This window comes from Burkholderia sp. FERM BP-3421 (assembly GCF_028657905.1).
GTDB lineage: Bacteria > Pseudomonadota > Gammaproteobacteria > Burkholderiales > Burkholderiaceae > Burkholderia.
This window is the reverse complement of the sequence record NZ_CP117781.1, coordinates 391,871-414,778: the sequence shown is the minus strand read 5'-3', so window position 1 is coordinate 414,778 and position 22,908 is coordinate 391,871. Positions and strand designations below refer to the sequence as shown.

Genomic DNA, 22,908 nt, shown 5'->3' with positions numbered 1-22,908 from the left:
CCGGATCGCGACGCGCGTCGAACCGCCTGGTACCGCCTCCGGCCGGAGGCGGGCCGCACTCGACGCATCGCGAAGAGCACGGCCCGCCGGCGGCCGGTCAAGCCACGTACTGCATCAGAACTTGTAGGTCGCGCCGATTTGCGCGAAGCGACCGATATACGTGTACAGCGACGAGTCGTAGCCCGTCTGGTAGCTCGAGTTCATGTAGACCGGATCGAACGGGGGCGCACGATTGAAGATGTTGTCGATGCCCGCGTAAATGGTCCAGTGCTTGATACCCGTATAGCTGACCATCAGGTTGAACTGGCTGTACGACGCCACGCTGCCCTGCATGTTCGGATACTGGCCCGCCGGGAGAATGGCCTGCGTGTACGGACCCGTATACATCCAGGTCAGCGTCGCGTTCCACTTGCTCTGGTAGTTCCAGCCCAGGCTCGTGTTGCCCTTCCAGCGCGGGAAGCTGCCGCCGAACGGCTGGTTCAGCGAACCGTTGTTGCCCGCGAAGTCGGTCGACACGCCGCCCACCGGCATCTTGAAGTGCCACACGTAGGCCCAGTCACCCGACAGCGTGAAGGTGCCGAGCTTGGTCGGGACCGACTGGCGGAAGGTGGTTTCGAAGCCATCCGTGTCGAGCGACGACAGGTTCTGGAACGGCATCAGCACGTACGCGATCGAGCCGTTCGAGCTGCGCACCACCTGCGTCGGATCGTTCTGGTTGACAGTCTGCTGGATGTCCGCCGTACCGATCACGTTGTCGATGTGGATCTTGTACCAGTCGAAGCCGATATCGGTGTTGCGGGTCGGCGAGAGCTGGAAGCCCACGTTGTAGTTCTTCGTGCGCTCCGGCTGCAGGTTGCGGTTGCCGGTCTGCACTTCCTCGACCAGGCCGTATGCGCCCGGATTGTTCGGATCGTGCGGATCGACCGCGCCCTGTGCGCTGAAGCTGCGCGAAGGCGTGTTCTCGATCAGCGTCGGTGCGCGGAAGCCGCGGTTGTACGAACCGTACATCGTCAGCTCGCGAACCGGCTGGAAGCGCAGTGCGAAGCGCGGCGAGAATGCGCCGCCGAAATCGCTGTAGTGATCGTAGCGGCCCGACTGGCTGAAGGTGAGGTTTTTCAGGATCGGAATGTCGATCTGGTAGTACACCGCCGCGACGTTGCGCTGACCGCTCACCGATTGCAGCGCCGGCGAGATGAACGTGCCGTCCGCGTAACCCGCGCTGTTGCCGACATACTGGCTCTGGTGCATGAACTGCGCGCCGAGGCCCAGGCCGACGTCACCCGTGGGCAACTTGAACAGCGACGGCGCCGACATCGTTGCATCCAGCGCGTCGAGCTTCGTGATCGCCTGGTTGGAGGTCGAGCCGAACAGGCCCGCGAGGCCGTTCGGCGTGGCCGACGGATTCGCGAAGTTGAACACGCCGTTCTGCACGATGTTCTCCAGCGCGTTCGCGTTGATGCGGTTCGTGAAGGTGTTCGAGACCGTATCCTGCGAGTGCGTATACGAGGTCGACCAGTCCAGGTCTCCCACGTACGGCGCCGTGAACGTGCCCTTCACGCCCGTCGCGGCCCGCCAGAAATTCGCGCTGGTGCGCACCCCCTGGGTGTTCGGGAACGCGTACACGAGTTTCGACGGCACGCCGAACGGGTTGTACGGGTTGCTCGCCGGCACCACGTTCGAGATCAGGCGCAGGCCGCCCGTCGCCGGGTCATATGCTTGCGTGCTGTTGCCGAGGCCGCCGACGAAGTTGTTGGTATTCGTCGTGTTGTTGCTTTCCCACAGATCGGCGAACGCCTGCATCGAATCGCTGATCTTGAAGTCGGCGTGCACCTTCGCGCTCAGGCGCTCGGTCCACGGCGACAGCGAGGTCGCGTAGGCAGTGTTGTTCTGGCAGATCGTGCCCGGGCCGTTGATCCGCGCGGTGGCGCTGCCAGCGATCGCCGAGCCGCCCCACGGGCACGGGCTCAGCGGCACTTTCGCGCCGGCCGGGTTGCGCCAGTATGACGGCGACTGGTTGTACAGGCCGCCCGGGAAGTTCGAGAAATTCTGATTTTCGGTAGTGTCGCGATCCGCCGCCGACACGCCGTTGAAGCGGTAGAAGCTCGCGGCCGCCGTCACGTTGAAGCGGTCCGCGTTGAGGTCGCCGAAGCCGCCGAGAATGCTGAACTTGGTGGTGCCCGCACCGCCGCCGTTCTGCGTCGCGCCGCCGTAGCTGCCGTCGAGCTGCAGGCCCTGGAAGTTCTTCTTCGTGATGATGTTGACCACGCCCGCGATCGCGTCGGAGCCGTACTGCGACACCGCGCCGGTCTTGACGATTTCGATCCGGTCGATGATGTTGAGCGGCAGCGTGTTCAGATCGAAGAACTGGTCCGTCACGTTCGTCGCGAACGCGTACGGCGCCACGCGCTGACCGTCGATCAGCACCAGCGTGTACTTCTCCGACAGGCCGCGCAGCGCGATGCCCGCGCCGCCCGGCGCGAAGCTGTTGGTCGTGCCTTCCGCCCAGCTGCTCGCCGAGTTCGCGGTCGTGCTGCGCAGGTAGTCCGCCACGCTGTTCTGGCCGCTGGCCTCGATGTCCTTCGCGGTAACCGTCTGGACCTGGTTGAAGCCCACCTTGTCGGCGCTGCGGATCAGCGAGCCCGTCACTTCGAAGCGCTTGATCTGCGCGACGTTGTTCTTCACGGGCGTCTTCTTCGCCGCCGCTGCGCCGGACGCGCCCGCGGGTGCGTCCGCAACCGGTGCGGCGGTCGTATCGGCCGGCGCGCTCTGCGCGACGGCCTGCGCAACCGCGGACGGGCCGGGTTGCGGCTGGCTCTGTGCAAACGCCGGGCCCGCCAGCGTCGCCGTCAATGCCAGCTCAGTCCAGATTATCCGTCTGATGGCCAGCGCCAATGCTCTTTGCTTCATGTTCCCCTCTCACTCGTCAGTAAGACCCCACCCGTTCCGCGCGCGAGCTTGTTGTAGTTCCCCGTCACGCGGTACTGGGCACTTGTGTGCCATTCCCTTTATTGCCGACTTGCACTTCTACTGCCTGAAACATCGATAAAGCGGCATGTCCCGATGCCGCCGACCATCGCTTCATATCCTTCTTCTGGTTCATCGATCACACCAAGAGCGTCAGCTTTTTGCAGCTTGTTCCGGGAACGGGCACGCCGTGGTCCCGCGGCTCTGTTGTCGCCATGGCCGCTTGATGCATCCTCGACTGATAGGATTCCTTACATTAAGCTTGATATGGTCAGGCTGTTATTTGCTATTCGTTATTCGTTATTGCCGTTCATTCAGAACAACCTGGGCGTTCCCACCCAGACGATCACCGCCTCTTCATTGGCGGTATTGCCCCACGCATGCGGCACCGTGGATTCGTAATGCGCGGTATCGCCCGCTTTCAGGCTGAACGTGCGCCCGTCGAGCGTCAGCGCCACTTCGCCGGACATCACGTACAAAAACTCTTCACCCGCGTGCGTGGTCACTTCAGACGCCGGCTGCCCGGCCGGCATCTTCACGAGGATCGCATCGAGCTTGCGTCCGTCGGCAAGATTCGTCAGTCGCGCAAACGAACTGGCCGAATTGGCGAAACTGAAATACTGCAGTTTCTCGCTGCGGCAAACCGATTTCGCTTCCGTCGGCGTATCGACGAAATACTGCATCGTGACGCCGAGCGCCTTGGCGATTCCCACCAGGGAGGTAATGGATGGTGTCGCGCGCCCCCGTTCGACCTGCGACAGAAACGGTTTGGAAATCCCCGCCGCTGCCGCCGCCTCGTCAAGCGTGAGCTTGAGCCGCTGGCGCAGCGCCCGTATTTTGTTTCCTATCGAGACTGTGACCAGTGCCGATTCGTCGGTTTGCAAAACCATAGCAAGACAGAATCCCGCGGTCAAAATCTGTTTGATATAAGTGCATCGTGTTTGATGAGAACGATGCGACCGAAGCAGGGCATATGTGCCGTATCGGAAACCGGCAAACGTTTTGCATGCGTGCACCACAGGTCCCATGCGGTGCACATTGCACATATCCATTCGCACAACTTATCGATACGGCGATTTCCCCGCCGTTGCTTTCCCGGCGCTTCGTCCGGTCAGGAAAATGCCCTGTCAGTCATACCGCCCGCATGCGGGGCGCGCCCCGCGCCGGCCGATCCTGCCGCCGGCGCGCGACGCGCCCATCACTGCGTCCCCAACCCCTGCCGCCTGAATTTTCCAGCCGCGCGTCGCGCCGGCAGCACACCGGCCCGCGCGCGATCATCTGTCACTTCGCCGCCACCATCGCCCACAAGCGCGCCAGTTCCGCCGATCCGTCCGCGCCCTTCACCGTCTTGAAGATCTGCACGGCGCGGGCCTTCTGGCCGGCCACGTAATACGCTTCGCCGAGGCGCAGCTGCGCGGCGTCCGGATGGTCGATGCCACCCTTCGCGATCGCCGCCTCCATCGCCGCGAGCCCCTGCTTCGCCTGTCCCGCGTACACCTGGTTCATCCCCGCATCGAGCGGCGCAACCGGATTCGCGGGATCGGCAGGCGCCTGCGCCCGCTTCGCGGCGAGCGCCTGCAGGCGCTTCTGGCGATCGGCGCCGGCATCGCGGCCGAGCACGCCCGACGCAAAGCCCTGGTCGATCACCTGCTTGCCTTCCACCGGCGTGCCCGCGACGATCGACAACTGGGTCATCTCCATGTAGTCGTCGGCCGTGGTCAGCGTGCCCGTCGCGCGCCGCAGGCGGTACATGTCGACGTCGAGCGACGACAGGTAGCCGGGCTTCGAGCGGATCGCCTGGAACAGCTGGTCCCAGTACGCCGGATTCGGGTGATACGCGACCAGCTTCTCCAGCGAATCGCGATACGCGGCGCCGTCCTTCACGCGCTGCGCGCAGGTGCCGAGCATCTGCAGCTGCCCCTCGTCGGGCGTGCGGCCCGCGCGGGTCTGCGCGTCGACGCTCGCCTTGAGCTGCGTGACCACCTGCCCGCAATCGCCGGACAGGTAGTACGACTGCGTGAGCAGCGTGCGCATGTCGGGATCGCCGCCGCCCGACTTCAGATAGCGCTGCGCGATCTTGATCGCCTGCGGGTAGTTCTTCTGCTGGAAGTAGATGCCCGCGAGCGCCGCCGTCGTGCGCTGCTCGTCCTCGCCGCTCAGCCGTCCCGAGCCCAGCAACGTCTCGTACGCCTGGATCGCCGTGCCCGTGTCGCCGGCCGCCATCGCCGCCGCGCCGCGCATCTCCTCGACCATGTAGGTCTCGTAGGGCGTCTTGTTCGGTACCGCCGCGGCCTGCGCGATCTTGCCGAGCGCATCGCGATACTTGTGCGCGCGGTACAGGTCCTGGGCGGCGTTCAGCGGCTTCGAGACATCGGGACGCAGCGAATCGGCCGCCACCGCGGACGACAGCGTCGCGAACGCGAACACTCCGCCGAGCGCGGCCGCGATGACGGCGCGCTTCAATCGTTGCTGGATCATGGAAAGCTCGCTTGTTTTCTTTATTGCATGTACTGCTCGTTGCCGATCAGACCGATCTTGGTCGCGCCCACCCGCTGCGCGGACGCGAGCACGGAGGCCACGTCCTTGTACGGCACCAGCTTGTTCGGCCGCAGATGGATCTCGGCCTGCACCGGCTCGGCCGCGACCTGCGTCAGCTTCGCTTCCAGCGCGGCACGGTCCGGCACCAGGGTGCCGTTCCAGGTGGTCGTGCCGTCGAAGTCGATATCGATCTGCACGATCTCCGGCTGTACCGCCGGCGGCGGCGGATTGCCGACCGGCAGGTTCATCTTGACCGAGTGCATCTGGATCGGGATCGTGATGATCAGCATGATCAGCAGCACCAGCATCACGTCGATGAGCGGCGTGGTGTTGATGTCGACCATCACATCCGGTTCGCCACCCCCGCCACCCGAAGATACGTTCATGCCCATCGTCGACTCCTAGCCGCCGCGCGCCGGCGGCTCAGTGATGAATGAAACCTTGGCGATCCCTGCGCGCTCGCACGCGGTGATCACGCGGCCGATGAATTCATAGCGCGTGTTCTGATCGCCGCGCACATGCACGTCCGGCTGCGGCATCTGGACCGATACGGCCTTCAGCTTCGTCAGGAGCGTCGGCGCATCCACGAGCGCGTCGTTCCAGAAGAAATCGCCATCGCGATTGACCGCGATTTCCACGCTCTTCGGCGTCGTCTGCAGCGGCTGCACCGCTTCCTTCGGCAGCTGGAGCGGGATCGTGTGCGTGACGACCGGGATCGTGATCAGGAAGATGATCAGCAACACCAGCATCACGTCCACGAGCGGCGTGGTGTTGATGGCGGAGATAACCTCGTCGTTATCTTCTTGCCCAACGCTCATGGCCATGGCGAACCTCGCTTACTGAACCAGCGACGCGGCGGATTGCGACTTGCGCGCACCGCGCTTGCCGCCGGCCAGCAGAACCGTATGCAGTTGCGCGCCGAAGTTGCGCACGCGCTCCATCACGGACTTGTTGCGGCGGACGAGGAAGTTGTAGCCGAGCACCGCCGGCACCGCGACCGCGAGACCGATCGCCGTCATGATCAGCGCCTCGCCCACCGGGCCCGCGACCTTGTCGATCGACGCCTGGCCCGCGATACCGATCGCGGTCAGCGCGTGATAGATCCCCCCACACCGTACCGAACAGGCCGACGAACGGCGCCGTCGAGCCGACCGTGCCGAGGAACGCGAGGCCGTCCTGCAGGCGGTTCGAGACGTTGGTGATGGCGCGCTCGACCGACACGTCGATCCAGGTATTGCGGTCGACGGCTTCGAGCAGCGCTTCGTCGTGGTGCTCGCCGGCTTCGATCGCGGTTTCGGCGATGAAGCGGAACGGCGATGCCTCGTCGAGCAGCTTCGCGCCTTCGGCGAGCGACGGCGCGGTCCACAGCTGCTCATCGGCGACCTTGGCGCGGCGGTTGGCGCGCAGCTGCTCGATGAACTTGGTGATCATGATGTACCAGCTGCCCATCGACATGATCACGAGCAGGATCAGCACGAAGCGGGCCACGAAGTCGCCGTTCTTCCAGAGCGCGCCGAGACCGTAGGGGGTTCTCGACGGATTCGCTCGTGGCGGGCGGCGGCGGCGGCGCCGGCTCGTTGGCGGCGGGCGCAGGAGCCTGCGCCGTTGCGGGCGCCGTGGCGGGCGCCGATGCGGCCGCGGTTGCGTCGCTTGCCTGAGCGTAGGCCAGCTGCGGCGCAACAAGCGCGTCAACCGCGGTTACGGAGATCAACATGCTTGCCGCCAGCGCGGCCAGGGAACGCTTCTTCATACCCACTCCAGAACTTTCGTTGAACTTACGAAATTGACTCGATCATCCTTCTGCTGTCACCGCCCTCCCGGACGATCAGTTCAGGTTGAAGGAGAACGGAACCTGTACGCGCACCGACTGCCCTTGCGCCACGCACTTGAATCGCTTGACCGTGTTGTACGCGGCACGATCGAGGACCGGATCCGCCGACTGCGCGACACGCTCATTCGTGATGTTGCCTTCCGCATCGACGACGAACTCGATCATGACGTCGCCCGTGATGTTGTTCTCCTGCGCTTCCTTCGGGTACTGCATCGAAGCACGGATCGAATCCGAATTCGGGCACACCACGCCGACTTCATGGCTCACCGGCTTGGCGGCCGGCGCAGCGGCGACGGGCGGCGCGACGGCGGGCGCGGACTGCACGGGTGCGGACTGGTGCGTGATGGTGGCCTGCGGCGGCGCCTGGACCGGCACCTCGGGCGGCGGCACGAACGGCGGCGGCGGCGGCGCGAACTTGGGCGGCGGCAGCTTGACGACCGGCATCGGGGGCGGAGGCGGCGGCTTCACCGGCTCGATGATGCGGGTTTCGATCGGATGCTGGATGACCTGGACGACCTTGGTGGCCAGGCCGTTGAGCAGCGCGTAGATCAGGACGATGTGCAGCACCAGCACGATCGCGATGCCGCCGAACCGGCGGACGGGATTCTGTTGCTTCTTGCCGAATTCGCGCGGGCGGCCCAATCTCGCCAGCCCGCCGTTGTTAGCGGCCAAACCTTCCTCGACTTTCATACCCACCTTCAATCCCCCAAGCGTGAATCGCCCAGATTCGCGGCCACGACATCCGGTTCAGCCTTAACGACTCTTATTTACGGGAAAACCCGAATTACGGGAAAACCCCGATTTATTCGCTTAATTCGATATCCAGCTTTCATTAAGCAAATCAAGAGCCGACACAAAAACGATGAATACGGCACCCCTAATTCATTTGAGGCAGTTCGGGCGGCGCTATCGCTGCTCCAACCGCATCGAGCGAAAGCAATTTGTCAGAATCGTACGGATGCGTACGAGGGACAAGTTGGTCGCCTTCCCGCTGAGCCGTGATGATGCGGCGCTTCTTGGAGGCAGAAGATAGCAAGGAAAAAAATTGGGCGTCAAACTTTATTTGATACACCCACACAAAATTTGGAGTACTTGTTCAAAATCCATCAGTAAGGGAATTGAAGGATTTTGTATTGATGGGAGTAAATAAAATGTAAGAATTCGCGGCATTAACGGGACCGCAAACCGCGCACTGAAATTGTGCAATGCAATGCGCTTTGCGCGCGCAGCGATTATCTCGGATTTATTTTTTAATTAGCTCGGCTTTCGCGCGGCACGATTGTATTCGATATTCATCGCATGGCAATAAGCGACATAGATGCAATGCCATCATTCAGCATTCCTCTGATAGTTTTGAACCAATGATGCGGATTGTCTCCGCGCGGCTGCCGGGCTGTCGGGCGGACGTAAAAACCGTGCATGGCGATTGGCGGCATGCGGAGGTTCCGACCCGCCGCGTTGGACGGATTCGCCACCTGACAAACACGCTCGATCACCGTTCTCCAGCGCCAGAAATTGGCCCGATCGGCGCCATATTCACGCCACGAAGACCTGTCCCGCACCTGGGTTCGCGCCCCGATTTTTACACTTTGTTACGCGAAAACCGCCTGAATTCGTGAGACGCACGTCTCAATGATCGCAGCGAACCCGGCGGGAAGATGGGCGCATGAATGAATGGACACCCTGTGTCGCGACGGGCCGCCCTCGCCCGCCCTTCTGCGGCTGCGCCGCGATCGCATGACGACACGACGCGCGCGCCGGCAGGCCGCATCCGCGGTTCGCCCTGCATGCCATGCCGGCGATCTCAACCCGTCTCCGCCGCCACCCGATCATATGGATTCCAGAATAAATTTTCCGATCCGGCCTTGAGCCGGCACGCGTATATGCATCCATATATTGCCCAACCGCATAGGGGACACGCATCCGCCTGCATATGCCGCTCGCTCGACCTTGAGTAGGTTAGCGCACGGAACGCACCGTCCTGGTGCGCTACCGTGCGATTTTCCCCAGATCCATCGCCTGGTTTCGGGCCCAGACCGCGCCGCGCGCGACCCGCCAGCCCGTCCACGGCCCCGCCCATGCCAAATCCCGCCCCGTCCCATCGCCTGGCCCACCTGGATGCCATGCGTGCGATCGCCGTGCTGCTCGTGATCTGGACGCACTACGCGGAATTGTTCGCCCGCATCGCCGGCTCCCAGTTGTACCTCGACACGCTGCAGCGCTCGATCGATTTCGGCCGGGTCGGCGTCGTGCTGTTCTTCGGGATCAGCGGCATGCTGATCCCGACCAGCCTGCGCGGCGCGGCCGGAGACGGCACACGGCGCTTCGTGATCCGCCGCTTCTTCCGGCTCTATCCCGCCTACTGGCTGTCGCTGCCGCTCGGCTATCTCGTGTACTGGGTGCTGTTCGGCAACCGGATGAACGCAGCCGGCCTGCTCGCCAACATCACGATGATCCCGACCGCGTTCGGCTTCGAGCCGGTGATGGGACACTACTGGACGCTCGAAACCGAGCTGTACTTCTACGTGCTGTGCCTCGTGCTGTTCCGGCTCGGCGGGCTGCACCGGATGCGCGTCCTGTGCGCCACCTGCGCCGGACTGTGCCTCCTGTTCGTCGCGACGGGCGCACTGCACCTGATTCCGGCAAGCGCGCTCGGGCAATACAAGGGCATGCTGTTCCACCTCGCGATCATGTTCTGGGGCGCGTGCTTCCGGCAGGCTTATGACGCAGCGGCGGCCGACGCGTCGGCCGCCGCTGCGTCGAGCGCCACGCTGTCGGCCGGTATCGGGCACCTGCTGCGGCCCATCACGTATCGCGCCGCGGTTGTCCTGCTGACCGCGCTGCTCATCCTCGTCGCGCTGTCGATGGCGGTCGTGAACTGGCGGCACGGCGACCTCGCCCACGTGTCCACGTCGCTCGGCTATGTGGCGGGGCTGGCCCTGTTCATCACGTTCGCCACCGTGCTGAAGCTGCGCTCGCGCTTCCTCGCCTGGCTCGGCGAGATCAGCTATTCGGTTTATCTGCTGCACGGCGTCCCGCTGTATCTGGTGTTCTGGGCCGCCCAACGCTGGTACCTGACCGGCGGGCCGCTCGCGCTCTACATGGCAACGGCGCTCGTACCGGCAATCCTGCTGTCGTGGCTCAGCTACCGCTGGTGCGAAGCGCCGGCCGTACGCATCGCCCATGCGCTCACGCCGGCGCGGCGCGACGCGACCGGCGCCGGCGGCGAGGCGGCCGGCTCGATGCGCGCCGCGCCGCCGTCGCGCTGAGCGACGCGAAGACCGGCGCGGTCCCTCCCGCTCGCCGCTGCGCCCCGCGGCGCATCCCGTCTCCCCCGGCGCGTCAGCTTCACGGTGAGAACGCGGCGTTTCAAAAATTTATGCGCATAAAATCCGCGTCGAGCCCGTGATCCGCCCCTTGTATAATCCGCGCGCCGTCTGCTGGCTCCCTCAACCTGCTTCACGGAACTCGACATGGCCATCATTGGCGTCATGGGCTCGGGCACGACCGAATGGCCCGAACTGGCCGCGCCGCTTGGCGCGTGGATTGCGCAGCAAGGTCATGATCTGCTGACGGGCGCGGGACACGGGGTGATGCTGTGCTGCGCCCGCGCATTCGCGTTGACGCCGGGGCGCACCGGGCGTTCGATCGGCGTCGTGCCGACCGAGCCTGATCCCGTGAGAGGGTTCGCGCCGTGCGCGGGCTATCCGAATCCATACATCGACCTGCCGCTCCTCACGCCGCTGCCTCGCAAGGAGGCGGACTCGCCCGATACGGCGCTGAACCGCAACTACGTGAACATCCTGACGAGCGACGTCGTGATCGCGCTGCCGGGCAGCCGCGGCACGCTCGACGAGATCCGGCTCGCCGTGCGCTTCGGTAAGCCGTTGATGTGTGTGGGCCCTCACACTGCGTTTGCGGCCGTGCCGGCGGGAACCTTGATCGGTACGCAGCTGGAAGAGGTTTATCGCTTCGTTCTGGCACACACCCGAACCCCGTCCACGTTGGCCGCGCGCTGAGATGCAAATGTCAGTGTGTACTCACATATAGCGCTCGGCTGCACCGGGATAACGACGTGCTGCGCCGCGCCCTATGCCGTTCCTGCTCTATCGGGCCGGCACTCGGCCGGGCAAGCGAAGCGATCACTCACCATCCAAAGATGGCAAGCAAGGTCCGCGTCCCCAGGCATAAAAATGCCCGCCGAAGGCGGGCTGTCCTGCAACGCGGCGCGCGCGGCAAAGGCGGTGGGCCCTCCCGCCCTCATCGCGCCATCGCGAGCCTCGCCCCGAGCGCGATCAACAAGGCCCCCATCACCGCATCGATCGGCTTGCGCAGGCGCGCATACCCGCGCTGCACGCGCGCGGTCGAGAAGATCACGGCCATCGCGCTGAACCAGCTGACCGACACCGTCGCCACGAGCGCCACGAGCGCCACCGTCGCGCCGTGCACCCAGCCCGGCGCGTGCGCGGGCAGCAGCGTCACGAACAGGCTGCCGAAGAACGCGACGGCCTTCGGATTGGTGAGCCCCACGAGCACCCCGCGCCGATACGCATGCGGGCCGCCGCGCACCGTCGGCGCGCCCGTGTCGAGCCGCGCCGACGGCTTGCGCAGCCCCATGAGCGTCTTGACGCCGAGATAGACGAGGTAGGCGGCGCCCGCGATCCGGATCGCGCCATACAGCCAGGCGAGTTCCGTCAGGATCAGCCCGAGCCCGAATACCGCGAGGGTCGCCCACAGCGCGTGCGAGGTCGCGATCCCGAGCGCCGCGTGCACGCCGGGGCGGCGTCCCGCAAGCGCGTGCGAGGTCACCGAGATCATGTCGGGACCGGGGCTGGCGCAGGCCAGCAGCATGACGCCGGCAACGGCGGCGAGTTGCGGAACATAGCTCATCGGGAAACACCTTCGAATCAACAGGAAAGAGGATCAGGCGGAACCCTGCATCTTAATCCGGATGCCTCGCGCCCTGCCCGCCGCCCCTCCCCATTCGGCCCCGGTATTCGCGATGCGTCGGCCATCCTGCCATCGGTGCGGGGCGTCGATGCCGCCCCCGAGTGCGCGACCTTTGCTCGGCATCACCGCTCGGCCTCGCACGCGACACGTCCGCCGGGCTCCCTGCCATTTCTGGCAGTTATCTTTATATCAAATTGTGGATAGCTTATGACTCATAGTAGAAAGCGATTCTCGGCAATCTCACGACAAGACACGAGCATCGCGTCACCCGGTTTCTCGTCATTGCGAATCACTCAACAAAGACGCACTTAGAACCCATCGGCAGATGGAACAACGACGTCAAGGAGACACCCATTGCTCCGGCCCGGCGATCGCCTCCGGCCGGGCGGTGACATGGCACAACCAGGCCGGGCGGGCTCGATATCGGAACCCCGGCTTTCCAACGCTGTTGCTTGCGCGTCAGCCGACCAATCTCGATGCGGATTGCTTGGACGATCGCGGCTCACGACAGCATGCTCGAAACAGGAGCGCGGGGAGGGAATACGACGGGAGCCTGATTCACCGGCTCATCAAGGGAGCGCATCCGGCTTTGCGCCCCTTGACCATGGACGACATGAACGGCAAGCCGGTGGGACGCCCTGAAAAGCCAGCGATCCCGCGAAGCTGACACCCTAATCAGGACTCCGTGACGATTTACATCGTCATGCAAAAAACGCTCCTCAGCGTGAGGCCGATAGATTCATGCAAGTCAACCATCCGTCAGGATCAACGCGGCAAAAGACGGGCGTGGCGATCGACAACGGCGCTCCGGGCGCCTGGATGAAATCGTCCCCCGGCATCAATCCGATCTTTCGTGAACCCTCAAGGGGCATTGATGACAGTCAATCAACTGGAAACGAGCGTAAGCATACTAGCGGGCAATTCACGGGTCTTCATCGACCATGAAGGCTCGATCGTTGTCGAGCCGCAGTTGAAGGCATTCGATGCGGCGCTGCAGTTCGCCGAGCGCAGCCGGGATCAGCACGGACGGTTGCCGAGGCTATCCGTGGCGTTCGATCATCGCGGGATATTTCGCCTCCAGTTTCTTGCGGAGAAGCTGTCCAACTCCCAGAAGCGAAACCCACGCCTGAGCCATCTTCACCCGTCGATCATGCAGGTGTTCCAGCCTCTGGCCGAGAAGCACCAGATTCCGCTCGGCGAAATACATGCGATCCACGAAGACTCCGCCCGGCAGCACATCGTTCACATCCTCGCCGCCGGCGACATACCGGAAGCCGTATCGCGGCGGATGGTGTCCCGATCCTCGGCCGACAGCAAACCGGCGACATGCGGCGCGGCCGGCGACGAGCCCACGCAAAAGCTGACGTGCGCGGCGATTACGAAGGAATACTTCGAGAAAGCGGCGGGAGACAACACGGGCCGGGATGCCGTTCTCGAGGTGTACTTCGAGGACAGCGCATGGTCGAGAGGTCTCGCCTACGTGCGCGGCTTGCAGCTCAGCCACATGCTCGGCGTCTCGACCGCGATCCGGCTCAATATGGTGAATGCGGACGGCGAAGTGAGCCGCGGCGATCTGGTCAAGGTCGATGCGCTCGCGCACGCGGAAGAACAAGCAACGCATTCCGCTCTTCAAGGGTGAACATCATGCAAGACATGGCGCAACCGATATACATGGACAACAACGCGACCACCGCGTTGGATCCCGACGTGCTCGATTACATGATGCCCTATCTGACCAGCGCCTACGGCAACGCGGCCAGCAACAGCCACGAGTTTGGCTGGAAGGCGATGGCGGCCGTCGACGATGCGCGGAAAACGATCGCCGCGTCGATCAACGCGGCCGGTCCATCGGATGTGATCTTCACGTCCGGCGCCACCGAATCGATCAATCTCGCCATCGGGGGCCTCAAGAGCCGCGACGGGAAAGGGCATGTCATCACATCCATGATCGAGCACAAGGCGGTTCTCGATTCCTGCGGCAGGCTCCAGTCGACGGGCGCCGAGGTGACCTATCTCGCCCCGCAGGGCAACGGCATCGTCTCTCCTGACGCGATCGCGCGCGCCATCCGAGACGATACCTATCTCGTCTCGATCATGGCCGCCAACAACGAGATCGGCTCCCTGCAGAAAATCGCGGAAATCGGCGCGATCTGCAAGGCGCGCGGCATTCCCTTCCATACGGACGCCACGCAGGCCCTCGGCAAGGTGGAGATCGACGTCCAGCGGATGAACATCGGCCTCGCATCGTTTTCCGGGCACAAGATATATGGGCCGAAGGGCGTGGGAGCGCTTTACGTCAATTCGCTCGACCCTCACATCAGGCTCGATCCGCTCATTGTCGGCGGCGGGCACGAGCGGGGCTTGCGCTCGGGAACCCTCAACGTACCGGGCATCGCAGGCTTCGGACGCGCCGTCGAACTGTCCTGCCGGAACCTGGCTGCCGAGGCGACGCAACTCCGTCATCTGCGGGATCTGCTGCGCGCGTACATCGTCGAGAACATCGCCGACATCCGGATCAACGGCGACGTCGTCGAATGTCTTCCGGGCCTGCTGAACGTATCGTTCGAAGGCATCGACGCGGATTCGCTCTTGCTGGAGCTGTCCGACGAGGTCGCGCTGTCGTCGGGCTCGGCATGCACGTCGGCCAATGCGGCGCCCTCGCATGTCCTCAAGGCGATCGGCGTCGGCGATGCGCTGGCTCAGGCGAGCGTGCGCTTCGGCCTGGGGCGGTTCAACACCGAAGCGGAAATCCGCTACGTCGGCCGCCGGTTGAGCGAAGCCGTCAACAAGCTGAGGGCGATGGTGCCGAAATGATTCCAGGTCCGTCCCGACAAAAGCAGGCGCGCCGGTCTCCCGCCGGAGCAGGTTCCAGGTTTCAGGCGGCCTGCGGCTGTCGACCGGACCCGACCGCATCGGCGTCCGGATCCGGATGACGCGGCGTAACGGACGGCCCCGGCGGCATATAGCGTCGCCGCGTTCGACGCGCATCGCATCATGGCCCGTTCCGTCGCCGCCGGATTCCGGCGACGGGTTCGACCTCCCGATCGGGAGGCCCGCGCGAGCCGCGGCGAGGTCGTTCCGGCGCGCCGCCTCGCTGAACGGCGCATTTCACGGCATGCGGGCGATCGAAACGAGATCGCCCGACGGCCCCCTCGCACCCTGGCACACCCTACTCATGCGAACGACATCGGCCCCCTTTCTGCTCTTCGGAACCATGCTCACGGCCGCCGGTTACGGCGCGACCTTCCTGATTTCCGCCTATTTCCGCGCGCGGGGCGGCAGCGACATCGATACGGGCGCGACCTTGGGCGTGGCGCTGACAGGCACATTGATCGGCGTGCCGCTGGTCGGATGGTTTGCCGGACGATACGAGGCCTCGCGCCTTGCATCGCTCGCGGCGCTGGCGATGTCGTGCGGCTATTTTATTTTTGGCGGTCTCGCCGGCGAACGGGCCGACGTGACGCGCGCGGCCGCGTTCCTGATCGGCCTGGGTTGGGGCATGTTCTATATCAGCGGGCCGATGGCTTTGTCGGAACGCGTCACGGACACCGATCGAGGTTTGTGGTTTACCCGCTTCAGCGCGTTTCAAATGGCCGGAATCTGCGGCAGCCCCGTGCTCCTCACGGCGGCGATCCAACAGATCGGGCTGCCCATCCGGACAATTTTCCTGGCGGTGGGGGCAGCGGGAATCATCGCGTCGGGGCTGCTGCTGACCTTTGGCGTTCGGGAACCGCGCGGCCGGCGTGAAGCATCGCTTCGACCTTGGGTAAGAAAAATCACCCGGATCGCCGCGGGCAGCGCGATCCGTCCTGTCGTGATGGTGGGGCTCGGCGGATGCGTCTTCTCCGGCATGATGTCGTTCCAGGGATCGCTGGTCGAAGGCACCCGCGCGAACGCAGGGACCTTCTTCGCCGTGCATGCGGTGACGGTGATCGTCTCCCGGCTGGTGCTGGCCCGGCGTCTGTCGGCAATGCCGCGCATTCCGCTGGTCGTGGTCCTGATGTCGTTCCTGATCATCGGCGTGCTGGCCATGCTCGGCATGCCCGTGCACCCCGCCTTCCAGGTCGCGGCGGCCATCTCGACCGGAATCGGATACGGGCTGGTTTATCCCGTGATACAGACCTGGGCGATCAACGACTCCCGTCTCGAAGATCGCCACGCGGCGCTGACCTGGTTCGTGGCCGCCTATTTCATCGGCATATTTGGATTTCCCGCCATCGGCGGCTGGATCCTCGTGACCGAGGGCAAGACCAGCTTCATCCTGATCCTCGCGGCGCTGGCGTTGCTCGAGCTTGTCGTGGCGTTGCTGCATGCGCCCGGACGCCGCGTGCGCGAGCGGACGGGCAATCCGGCGCGACCGGGCGTCGTCGACCGAAGCGGCCAGGTCGCGAAGCAACCTGCCGTGGAGAAGCCGGGCCTCCGCTGATCCGCCGTTCTGGAGCGAGACGCTACGTCAACGACAACAGGATGCCTGCCGCGAGCGCACCGTATACGCAAGCGCACGCCACGCCGAACGGCCGGCGCGCGCGCGCCAATGCGGGCGCGGCCCGGCGCGAGGAGAACAGCAGCGCATAGCCCATGAAGATGCCGAAGCCGAGCGCGCAGCAGCTGGCGACGAGCGCGAACGTGCGCCACGGCGCCGCGGCCGCGCCGAGCCCGATGGTCGTGACCGCCAGCCAGTTCAGCACCGCCTTCGGGTTGGTCAGGTGGATGCCGAGCCCGCGCAGATAGAAACGCGCGCCGCCGCCGTCCATGCGCGCGGCGGCCTCGGCGGACGCGGGCGGCGGCCCCCATGCCGTGCCGCAGGTCCGCCACGCGAGCCAGAGCAGATACCCGGCGCCCGCGAGCTTCAGGGTCGCGAGCCGGCCCGGCACGGCGACCAGCAGCGCCGACACCCCCGCGGCCGCCATCACCGCCCAGCACAGCGAGCCGCTGATCACGCCGGCCGCGAGCGCGATCCCGCGCGCGCGGCCATGGTTGAGGGCCGCGTCGGCGATCGCGAGATTGCCCGGGCCGGGGCTCGCGGTACCGATCAGGTAAACGGCGAGCGCCGCGCCGAAACCGGACACATCATTCATTCAACCCATCCTCGCAACGACACGCTCACGGGTTCAGCCGACACCCACCCCGTTCACGAACACCAGATGACACCCGAGCCCCACGCCGATCGACAGCAGCGCGCGCCCGGTGCGCCAGTACAGTCCCAGCGACAAGGCGAGCGCGACCAGCTCCGGCAACCCGTACGGGTAGCGGGTCGGATCGAGATCGCGCAGCGTATACGCGACCAGCAGCAGCATCACGCCCGGCGGCATCGCATCGCGCAGATACCGCAGGTAGCCCTCCCCCGCGCCGCGCCGCAGCAGCGCGAACGGCGCGATACGCAACGCGATCGTCACCGCCGAGATCGTCGCGATCACGGCCAGCGCGCGCCAGTCGCTCGTCATGCCCACGATGCGCGCCGCCCGAACAGGTAGCCCGCCGTCACGAGCCCGAGGTAGACGAGCAGCCCGGTGATCAGGAACGAGTGCTCATGAAGCCAGCGCTCGCTCGCGAACGCGGCCACGCACGCGGCGCCCGCCGCGCCCAGCCGCGCGCGGGTGCCGTTCGCGCGGATCGCGTCCACCGCGAGCAGCGCGAACATCCCCGTCAGCGCGAAACCGAAGCCCCGCAGGCCGCCCGGCAACGCGAGCCCGACGAGCGCGCCGGCGGCGGCGCCCGCGACCCACCATGCGTGGCTCGCGAACTGCAGCGCGGTGATTTCGGGGCCGTCGAGCGCCGCGCCTTCGCCAGCCGCGGTGATCGCATAGATTTCGTCGGTCAGCACGAACACGCCGTAGGCGCGCTGCGCGCGCGTGCGCAGCCGGTCGAGCGGAAACGACAGGCCGTAGAACACATGGCGGAAATTGACGACCAGCGCGGTCAGCGCAACCTGCGCGAGCGGCATGCCGGACACCATCAGCCCGATCGCGAGAAACTCGATCGAGCCCGCGAAGATCAGCAGCGCGGACAACGGCGCCCAATACCAATGCACGCCGCTCGTCACCGCGAACACGCCGAAGGCGAGCCCGATCGGCACATAGGCGGTCGCGACCGGCAGGGACAGCCGCAGCGCGCGTGCATAACACGCATGCGACGGCTGATCCGGCGCGGCCGCGCGGGAGGATTCGACAGGGGTCACACGGGCTCCGCTCGGGCAGGATGAGGACGAGGCGCGCGGCGGGCCGCACGACGGGCTGGCGGCCATTATTCCGCTAGAATGCCGACGGCGGAATGAACAGTACCGAACAATCACTAGAAACTGTTCAGCCCATTTCGCCGAACACTTCGGCACCGGAGACCCGATGAAGCTTGCGCTCGACACCACCGACAGCGCGCCGCTGACCGATCAGCTGGCGAGCCAGATCGAGGATCTGATCCGTTCGCGCCATCTGCGCGCGGGCGTCAAGCTGCCGTCGATCCGCCAGCTCGCGGCCGAGCAGCAGATCAGCCGCTTTCCGGTGATCGAGGCCTACGACCGTCTCGCGTCGCGCGGCTTGATCCAGCCGAAGCACGGTTCGGGCTATTACGTGACGAGCCGCGCCGACGGCCGCGACCGCGCCGTGGGCAGCACCGATCCGCGCGCGGTCGAGGTCGCATCCGGTCACATCCTGAGCCAGTTCGATGCGGCGGCCGATGCGGGCGCCGCGCTGTCGAGCGGCTTCGTGCCGGCCCCCTGGCGCGATCTCGAAGGCATCGCGCAGACGGTGCGCCAGATCGCGCGCGCCGAACCCGCGAGCCTGATCGACTACGCGCCGCCGCAGGGCGACGCCCAACTGCGCGCGCTGATCGCGCACCGCCTCGTTCCGCTCGGCATCGACACGACCGCGCAGCAGGTGCTCGTCACCCACAGCGCGACGCACGCGCTCGACCTCGTGGTCCGGCTGCTGCTGAAGCCGGGCGATACGGTGTTCGTCGAGGATCCCGGCTATTTCAATCTGTTCGGCCTGCTCAAGCTGCAAGGCATCCGCGTGATCGGCATCCCGCGCCGCGCGAACGGCCCCGACACCGACGCCCTCGACGCCGCGCTCGCGCACCATCGCCCCGTCGCATTCTTCGTCCACTCGGCGCTGCACAACCCGACCGCGACGAACCTGATGCCGCCCGTCGCGTTCCGGGTGCTGCAACTCGCGCAGCAGCACGACTTCATGCTGGTCGAGGACGACGTCTACGCCGATTTCCAGACCCTGCCGACCCAGCGGCTCGCCGCGCTCGACCAGCTCGATCGCGTGATCTACATCGGCGGATTCTCGAAGACGCTGTCGGCCTCGCTGCGGCTCGGCTATCTCGCTGCGCGCGCGGATCTCGTCAAGGCGCTGGTCGACGTGAAGGCGCTCACCAGCATGGGCGGCTCGCGGCTCGCCGAACGCGTGATCGCGACGCTGCTCGAACGCGGCGCGCATCGCAAGCATCTGGAGCGGCTGCGCCGCCGCGCGGGCGAGGCGCTCACGCAGGCGGCCGCGCTGCTGGGCGGAGCCGGCTGGACCCTCTACGAGCCGCCGGCGGGCGGGCTGTTCGCCTGGGCGCGCGCGCCGGGCGTCGACGATTCGGCCCGCCTCGCCGAAGCCGCACGCGCGCACGGCCTGCGGCTCGCGCCGGGCAGCGAACACCGGCCGGACGGCGCGGCGACGCCCTGGGTGCGGCTCAATCTCGCGCATCTGCAGGATCCGCGCGCGCGCGCCTTCGTCGCCGCGGTCGGCCATGCCGGCGGAGACGCCGCGTGAAACTGAAGGCCAAGATCTTCCTGCTCGCGATCGTGCCGTTCCTGCTCGCGATCGCGGGCATCGGCTTCGGCGTGCGCCAGCAGGCGACCGCGCTCGCGCGCACCCAGCATGCGACGATCCAGACCGCCTATATGTCGAGCAAGGAAGTCGAGCTGCGCCATTACGTCGAGCTGGCGACCAGCGCGATCGAACCGCTCTACGAAGCCGGCCGCGACAACGCGCGCGACGATGCGATGCTGCGCATGCAGGCGCTCGCGATGCTGCGCAAGATGGACTTCGGCCCGGACGGCTACTTCTTCGTCTACGACCTGCACGGCAATTCGCTGATGCACCCGCGCGAGCCCGAACGGGTCGGGCACAACTTCTGGGGACTGCGCGACCCGCAGGGCGTGCTGACGATCCAGCAGCTGACCGCCGCCGCGTCGCATGGCGGCGGCTACGTGCGCTACCTCTGGCAACGCCCGTCGACCGGCCGCCTCGCGCCGAAGCTCGGCTACGTGGTCGCGCTCGACCGCTGGGGCTGGATGCTCGGCACGGGGATCTACCTCGACGACGTCGACACCGCGCTCAACCGCATCGATCAGCGCGCGTCGGCGAACATCGAGCGCACGATGACGTGGATCAGCGCGATCGCGCTCGCGGGCGCGGGCGTGATCGCGCTGTGCGCGCTGGTGCTGAACGTCAGCGAATCGCGCAGCACCGACGCCAAGCTCAAGCGGCTCGCGCAGCAGGTGGTCGAATCGCAGGAGCACGAGCGCGCGCGGCTGTCGCGCGAACTGCACGACGGCATCAGCCAGATGATGGTGTCCGCGAAGCTCATGCTGGAATCGGCGCTCGCGCGCTTCGAACACGGCCCCGCGCGACAGCCCGAGGCGGAGGCCGCGCTCGGGAAAGGCGTCGCGCGGCTCGGCGATACGCTGCGCGAAGTGCGGCGGATCTCGCATGCGCTGCGGCCGTCGATGCTCGACGACCTCGGCCTCGCGGCCGCGCTCGACCAGCTCGTGCGCGAGCTGGGCGGCGAAGCGGACGTCGAGTTGAGCTTCTCGCAGCGCGCGCAGGCCGATGCGCCGCCGCTGCCGGCGTCCGTCAAGACCGCGCTGTTCCGGATCGCACAAGAAGCGCTGACCAACATCATCCGCCACGCGCATGCGTCGCACGCGACCGTCACGCTCGACGCCTCCACGCGCGCCGTCACGTTGTCGATCTCGGATAACGGCAGCGGCTTCGACGCCGACCTCGTGCTCGCCGACGCGCGCGGCGGCGTCGGCCTGCGCAACATGCGCGAACGGCTCGACGCGCTGGGCGGCACGCTCAGGATCAGTTCGCAGCTCGGCCATACGGTGATCGCCGCGCGCGTGCCGCTCGCCGCCCCCACCGCCCAACCAGGAATTGCCCGATGAATGCTCCCTCCTCCTCCGCCCGCGCCGCCCGCCTGCTGCTGGTCGACGACCATCCGCTCGTGCGCGACGGCCTGAGGATGCGGCTCGAAGCCGCGCCCGGGCTCAGCGTGGTCGGCGAGGCCGGCAACGCCGACGAGGCGCTCACGCTCGCCGATGCGCTCGAACCCGACCTGACGCTGATGGATGTCGGCATGGCCGGCATGAACGGCATCACGCTCGCGGGGGTTTTCCACGAACGCTTTCCGGCGATCCGGGTGCTGATGCTGTCGATGCACGACAACATCGAGTATGTGACGCAGGCGGTGCGCGCGGGCGCGAGCGGTTATCTGCTCAAGGATTCGCCCGCGAGCGAGATCGTGCGCGCGATCGGCGCGGTGCTGGCCGGACAGACTTTCTTCAGCGAAGGGCTCGCCGCGCGGATGATCCAGGCCAACGCATCGGCGCCTCCGCTCGAACGGCTGACGCCGCGCGAGCGCGACATTCTCGATGCGCTCGCCGAGGGGCTGTCCAGCAAGCAGATCGCGCTGCAGAACGGCTTGTCCGTGCGCACGGTCGAGACGCATCGGCTGAACCTGAAACGCAAGCTCGGCATCGAGGGGCAGGCGGAACTGATCAAGTTCGCGGTCGAGCACCGGCGGCGTTGAGGCGTGGGGGTCTCGGACGGGTGCGGGTGTGGTGCATCGCGGGGCGCGCGCTGCAACGTAGCGGGAAATGAAAAGAGGCCGGGCGACATGTCGCCCGGCCTCTTGCGTCCTGGGGTATTCGCGCGTTAGTTCACGCGTGCGTTGTGCTTGGTCAGGAACGCGATCAGGCCATCGATGCCGCCCTGCGCGAGCTGGCTCTTGAACTGCCCCTGGTAGACCTGGATCAGCCACGCGCCCGACATGTCGATGTCGTAGATCCTCCAGTCGCCGTCGACCTTGCCGAGCCGGTAGCCGACGTTCTGGCTGTCGCCCGGGGTGGTCACCGTCGACTGCACGAGCGCGTCGGCGCCGCCTGCGCCGCCCGCGCGGAACGAGAACTTAGCGTCCTGGCTGCCGAGCTGCGCGAGCGATGCCGCGTAGGTGCGCGTCATCAGGATCTTGAACTGCTTGTACAGCTCCTGCTGCTGTTGCGGCGTCGCCTGCTTCCAGGCGTCACCGACCGCGATGCGCGTGGTGCGCTCGAAGTTCGTCGCCGGCAGGAAGCGCGCTTCCACCACCTGCGTGATCTTCGCCATGTCGCCGCTGCGCGCGCCGGGGTCCGTCTTCATCGCGTTCACGGTGCCTTCGACCGCGTTCTTCACGATCTCGACCGGCGTGGACTGCGCGAAAGCCGACACGGACACCACCGCCGTGGCGAGAAAAGCAATCAGATGACGTTTCATGCGTATAGAGCCAAGAGATGGAAAAATTCTCTTTATTTATCAAAGAGTTCGTGGATTTTACACCGAATCGCGGCGGGGCTTCGCGTGGATTGGGGCGGG

General features: G+C 65.9%; 20 protein-coding genes and 1 pseudogene. 8 read left to right on the top strand and 13 right to left on the bottom strand.

The features are described 5' to 3' along the window. Positions 1-114: 114 nt before the first annotated feature. The 8 genes and pseudogenes from Bsp3421_RS05000 to Bsp3421_RS04965 all read right to left on the bottom strand — a co-directional run bounded on the left by Bsp3421_RS05000 (position 115) and on the right by Bsp3421_RS04965 (position 8,023). On the bottom strand, positions 115-2,907 hold the full coding sequence (locus Bsp3421_RS05000; RefSeq protein WP_273997222.1) for a TonB-dependent receptor: 2,793 nt from the start codon (positions 2,905-2,907) through the stop codon (positions 115-117). Positions 2,908-2,971: 64 nt separating this feature from the next. Beyond that, the gene (locus tag Bsp3421_RS04995) at positions 2,972-3,100 is read right to left on the bottom strand and encodes a hypothetical protein (RefSeq protein WP_273997221.1); all 129 of its coding nucleotides are present in this window, start codon (positions 3,098-3,100) and stop codon (positions 2,972-2,974) included. A 178-nt stretch (positions 3,101-3,278) separates the two neighbouring features. Further along, positions 3,279-3,854 (bottom strand): helix-turn-helix domain-containing protein, encoded by a 576-nt coding sequence (locus Bsp3421_RS04990; protein WP_252984498.1) that lies wholly within the window; start codon positions 3,852-3,854, stop codon positions 3,279-3,281. Positions 3,855-4,245: 391 nt separating this feature from the next. After that, positions 4,246-5,442 carry a tetratricopeptide repeat protein gene (locus Bsp3421_RS04985; RefSeq protein WP_273997220.1) on the bottom strand — a complete coding sequence of 399 codons (1,197 nt, stop codon included), beginning with the start codon at positions 5,440-5,442 and terminating at the stop codon, positions 4,246-4,248. 20 nt (positions 5,443-5,462) lie between these two features. Continuing rightward, a complete protein-coding gene (locus Bsp3421_RS04980; protein ID WP_273997219.1) occupies positions 5,463-5,894 on the bottom strand; it encodes an ExbD/TolR family protein in 432 nt (143 codons plus the stop codon). 9 nt (positions 5,895-5,903) lie between these two features. Further along, entirely contained in the window at positions 5,904-6,326 is a 423-nt protein-coding gene (locus Bsp3421_RS04975; RefSeq protein WP_252984487.1) for an ExbD/TolR family protein, read from the bottom strand. Positions 6,327-6,338: 12 nt separating this feature from the next. Beyond that, a pseudogene (locus Bsp3421_RS04970) lies at positions 6,339-7,252 on the bottom strand (MotA/TolQ/ExbB proton channel family protein). Positions 7,253-7,327: 75 nt separating this feature from the next. Then, positions 7,328-8,023, bottom strand: a complete 696-nt coding sequence (locus tag Bsp3421_RS04965) for an energy transducer TonB (RefSeq protein WP_273997218.1) — start codon at positions 8,021-8,023, stop codon at positions 7,328-7,330. A gap of 1,388 nt (positions 8,024-9,411) precedes the next feature. Here Bsp3421_RS04965 and Bsp3421_RS04960 point away from each other — a divergent pair. Both Bsp3421_RS04960 and Bsp3421_RS04955 read left to right on the top strand, forming a co-directional pair. Continuing rightward, positions 9,412-10,602: an acyltransferase family protein gene (locus Bsp3421_RS04960; RefSeq protein ID WP_273997217.1), complete on the top strand. Its 1,191-nt coding sequence runs from the start codon at positions 9,412-9,414 to the stop codon at positions 10,600-10,602. A 204-nt stretch (positions 10,603-10,806) separates the two neighbouring features. Beyond that, positions 10,807-11,352 (top strand): DNA-binding protein, encoded by a 546-nt coding sequence (locus tag Bsp3421_RS04955; RefSeq protein ID WP_273997216.1) that lies wholly within the window; start codon positions 10,807-10,809, stop codon positions 11,350-11,352. 241 nt (positions 11,353-11,593) lie between these two features. Here the strand turns inward: Bsp3421_RS04955 and Bsp3421_RS04950 are convergent, their stop codons facing one another. Then, a complete protein-coding gene (locus Bsp3421_RS04950) occupies positions 11,594-12,223 on the bottom strand; it encodes a LysE family translocator (RefSeq protein ID WP_273997215.1) in 630 nt (209 codons plus the stop codon). A 934-nt stretch (positions 12,224-13,157) separates the two neighbouring features. Between Bsp3421_RS04950 and Bsp3421_RS04945 the strand changes: the two genes are divergently transcribed. The 3 genes from Bsp3421_RS04945 (at position 13,158) to Bsp3421_RS04935 (ending at position 16,709) form a co-directional block, all read left to right on the top strand. Next, the gene (locus Bsp3421_RS04945; protein WP_273997214.1) at positions 13,158-13,922 is read left to right on the top strand and encodes a hypothetical protein; all 765 of its coding nucleotides are present in this window, start codon (positions 13,158-13,160) and stop codon (positions 13,920-13,922) included. Between the two features lie 14 nt (positions 13,923-13,936). Next, positions 13,937-15,097 (top strand): cysteine desulfurase family protein, encoded by a 1,161-nt coding sequence (locus tag Bsp3421_RS04940; protein WP_443111490.1) that lies wholly within the window; start codon positions 13,937-13,939, stop codon positions 15,095-15,097. A gap of 400 nt (positions 15,098-15,497) precedes the next feature. Next, on the top strand, positions 15,498-16,709 hold the full coding sequence (locus Bsp3421_RS04935) for an MFS transporter (protein WP_273997212.1): 1,212 nt from the start codon (positions 15,498-15,500) through the stop codon (positions 16,707-16,709). A gap of 22 nt (positions 16,710-16,731) precedes the next feature. On the opposite strand, the gene Bsp3421_RS04930 is transcribed toward Bsp3421_RS04935, so the two are convergent. From Bsp3421_RS04930 to Bsp3421_RS04920, 3 genes are read right to left on the bottom strand one after another with little or no spacing between them, the layout of a single operon-like run. Continuing rightward, the gene (locus tag Bsp3421_RS04930) at positions 16,732-17,361 is read right to left on the bottom strand and encodes a LysE family translocator (protein ID WP_273997211.1); all 630 of its coding nucleotides are present in this window, start codon (positions 17,359-17,361) and stop codon (positions 16,732-16,734) included. A gap of 33 nt (positions 17,362-17,394) precedes the next feature. Continuing rightward, entirely contained in the window at positions 17,395-17,727 is a 333-nt protein-coding gene (locus Bsp3421_RS04925) for a branched-chain amino acid transporter permease (protein ID WP_273997210.1), read from the bottom strand. Beyond that, positions 17,724-18,461 carry an AzlC family ABC transporter permease gene (locus Bsp3421_RS04920; RefSeq protein ID WP_273997209.1) on the bottom strand — a complete coding sequence of 246 codons (738 nt, stop codon included), beginning with the start codon at positions 18,459-18,461 and terminating at the stop codon, positions 17,724-17,726. Before Bsp3421_RS04920 ends, Bsp3421_RS04925 begins: the two co-directional genes overlap by 4 nt. Before the next feature lie 163 nt (positions 18,462-18,624). Between Bsp3421_RS04920 and Bsp3421_RS04915 the strand changes: the two genes are divergently transcribed. The 3 genes from Bsp3421_RS04915 to Bsp3421_RS04905 are packed head-to-tail and all read left to right on the top strand — an operon-like array spanning position 18,625 to position 22,087. After that, on the top strand, positions 18,625-20,043 hold the full coding sequence (locus Bsp3421_RS04915) for an aminotransferase-like domain-containing protein (protein ID WP_273997208.1): 1,419 nt from the start codon (positions 18,625-18,627) through the stop codon (positions 20,041-20,043). Further along, a complete protein-coding gene (locus Bsp3421_RS04910) occupies positions 20,040-21,443 on the top strand; it encodes a cache domain-containing protein (protein WP_273997207.1) in 1,404 nt (467 codons plus the stop codon). Before Bsp3421_RS04915 ends, Bsp3421_RS04910 begins: the two co-directional genes overlap by 4 nt. Further along, positions 21,440-22,087, top strand: coding sequence for a response regulator (locus tag Bsp3421_RS04905; protein WP_273997206.1), 648 nt, complete (start codon positions 21,440-21,442; stop codon positions 22,085-22,087). Before Bsp3421_RS04910 ends, Bsp3421_RS04905 begins: the two co-directional genes overlap by 4 nt. A 125-nt stretch (positions 22,088-22,212) precedes the next feature. Here Bsp3421_RS04905 and Bsp3421_RS04900 read toward each other — a convergent pair whose 3' ends face one another. Further along, complete coding sequence (locus Bsp3421_RS04900) at positions 22,213-22,809, bottom strand: MlaC/ttg2D family ABC transporter substrate-binding protein (protein WP_273997205.1); 597 nt, start codon at positions 22,807-22,809, stop codon at positions 22,213-22,215. Positions 22,810-22,908 lie beyond the last annotated feature (99 nt).

Coding starts and splice junctions, on each gene's coding strand:
- Bsp3421_RS05000 (WP_273997222.1), bottom strand. CDS start 2,907: ATGAAGCAAAGAGCATTGGCGCTGGCCATCAGACGGATAATCTGGACT.
- Bsp3421_RS04995 (WP_273997221.1), bottom strand. CDS start 3,100: ATGAACCAGAAGAAGGATATGAAGCGATGGTCGGCGGCATCGGGACAT.
- Bsp3421_RS04990 (WP_252984498.1), bottom strand. CDS start 3,854: ATGGTTTTGCAAACCGACGAATCGGCACTGGTCACAGTCTCGATAGGA.
- Bsp3421_RS04985 (WP_273997220.1), bottom strand. CDS start 5,442: ATGATCCAGCAACGATTGAAGCGCGCCGTCATCGCGGCCGCGCTCGGC.
- Bsp3421_RS04980 (WP_273997219.1), bottom strand. CDS start 5,894: ATGGGCATGAACGTATCTTCGGGTGGCGGGGGTGGCGAACCGGATGTG.
- Bsp3421_RS04975 (WP_252984487.1), bottom strand. CDS start 6,326: ATGGCCATGAGCGTTGGGCAAGAAGATAACGACGAGGTTATCTCCGCC.
- Bsp3421_RS04965 (WP_273997218.1), bottom strand. CDS start 8,023: ATGAAAGTCGAGGAAGGTTTGGCCGCTAACAACGGCGGGCTGGCGAGA.
- Bsp3421_RS04960 (WP_273997217.1), top strand. CDS start 9,412: ATGCCAAATCCCGCCCCGTCCCATCGCCTGGCCCACCTGGATGCCATG.
- Bsp3421_RS04955 (WP_273997216.1), top strand. CDS start 10,807: ATGGCCATCATTGGCGTCATGGGCTCGGGCACGACCGAATGGCCCGAA.
- Bsp3421_RS04950 (WP_273997215.1), bottom strand. CDS start 12,223: ATGAGCTATGTTCCGCAACTCGCCGCCGTTGCCGGCGTCATGCTGCTG.
- Bsp3421_RS04945 (WP_273997214.1), top strand. CDS start 13,158: ATGACAGTCAATCAACTGGAAACGAGCGTAAGCATACTAGCGGGCAAT.
- Bsp3421_RS04940 (WP_443111490.1), top strand. CDS start 13,937: ATGGCGCAACCGATATACATGGACAACAACGCGACCACCGCGTTGGAT.
- Bsp3421_RS04935 (WP_273997212.1), top strand. CDS start 15,498: ATGCTCACGGCCGCCGGTTACGGCGCGACCTTCCTGATTTCCGCCTAT.
- Bsp3421_RS04930 (WP_273997211.1), bottom strand. CDS start 17,361: ATGAATGATGTGTCCGGTTTCGGCGCGGCGCTCGCCGTTTACCTGATC.
- Bsp3421_RS04925 (WP_273997210.1), bottom strand. CDS start 17,727: ATGACGAGCGACTGGCGCGCGCTGGCCGTGATCGCGACGATCTCGGCG.
- Bsp3421_RS04915 (WP_273997208.1), top strand. CDS start 18,625: ATGAAGCTTGCGCTCGACACCACCGACAGCGCGCCGCTGACCGATCAG.
- Bsp3421_RS04905 (WP_273997206.1), top strand. CDS start 21,440: ATGAATGCTCCCTCCTCCTCCGCCCGCGCCGCCCGCCTGCTGCTGGTC.
- Bsp3421_RS04900 (WP_273997205.1), bottom strand. CDS start 22,809: ATGAAACGTCATCTGATTGCTTTTCTCGCCACGGCGGTGGTGTCCGTG.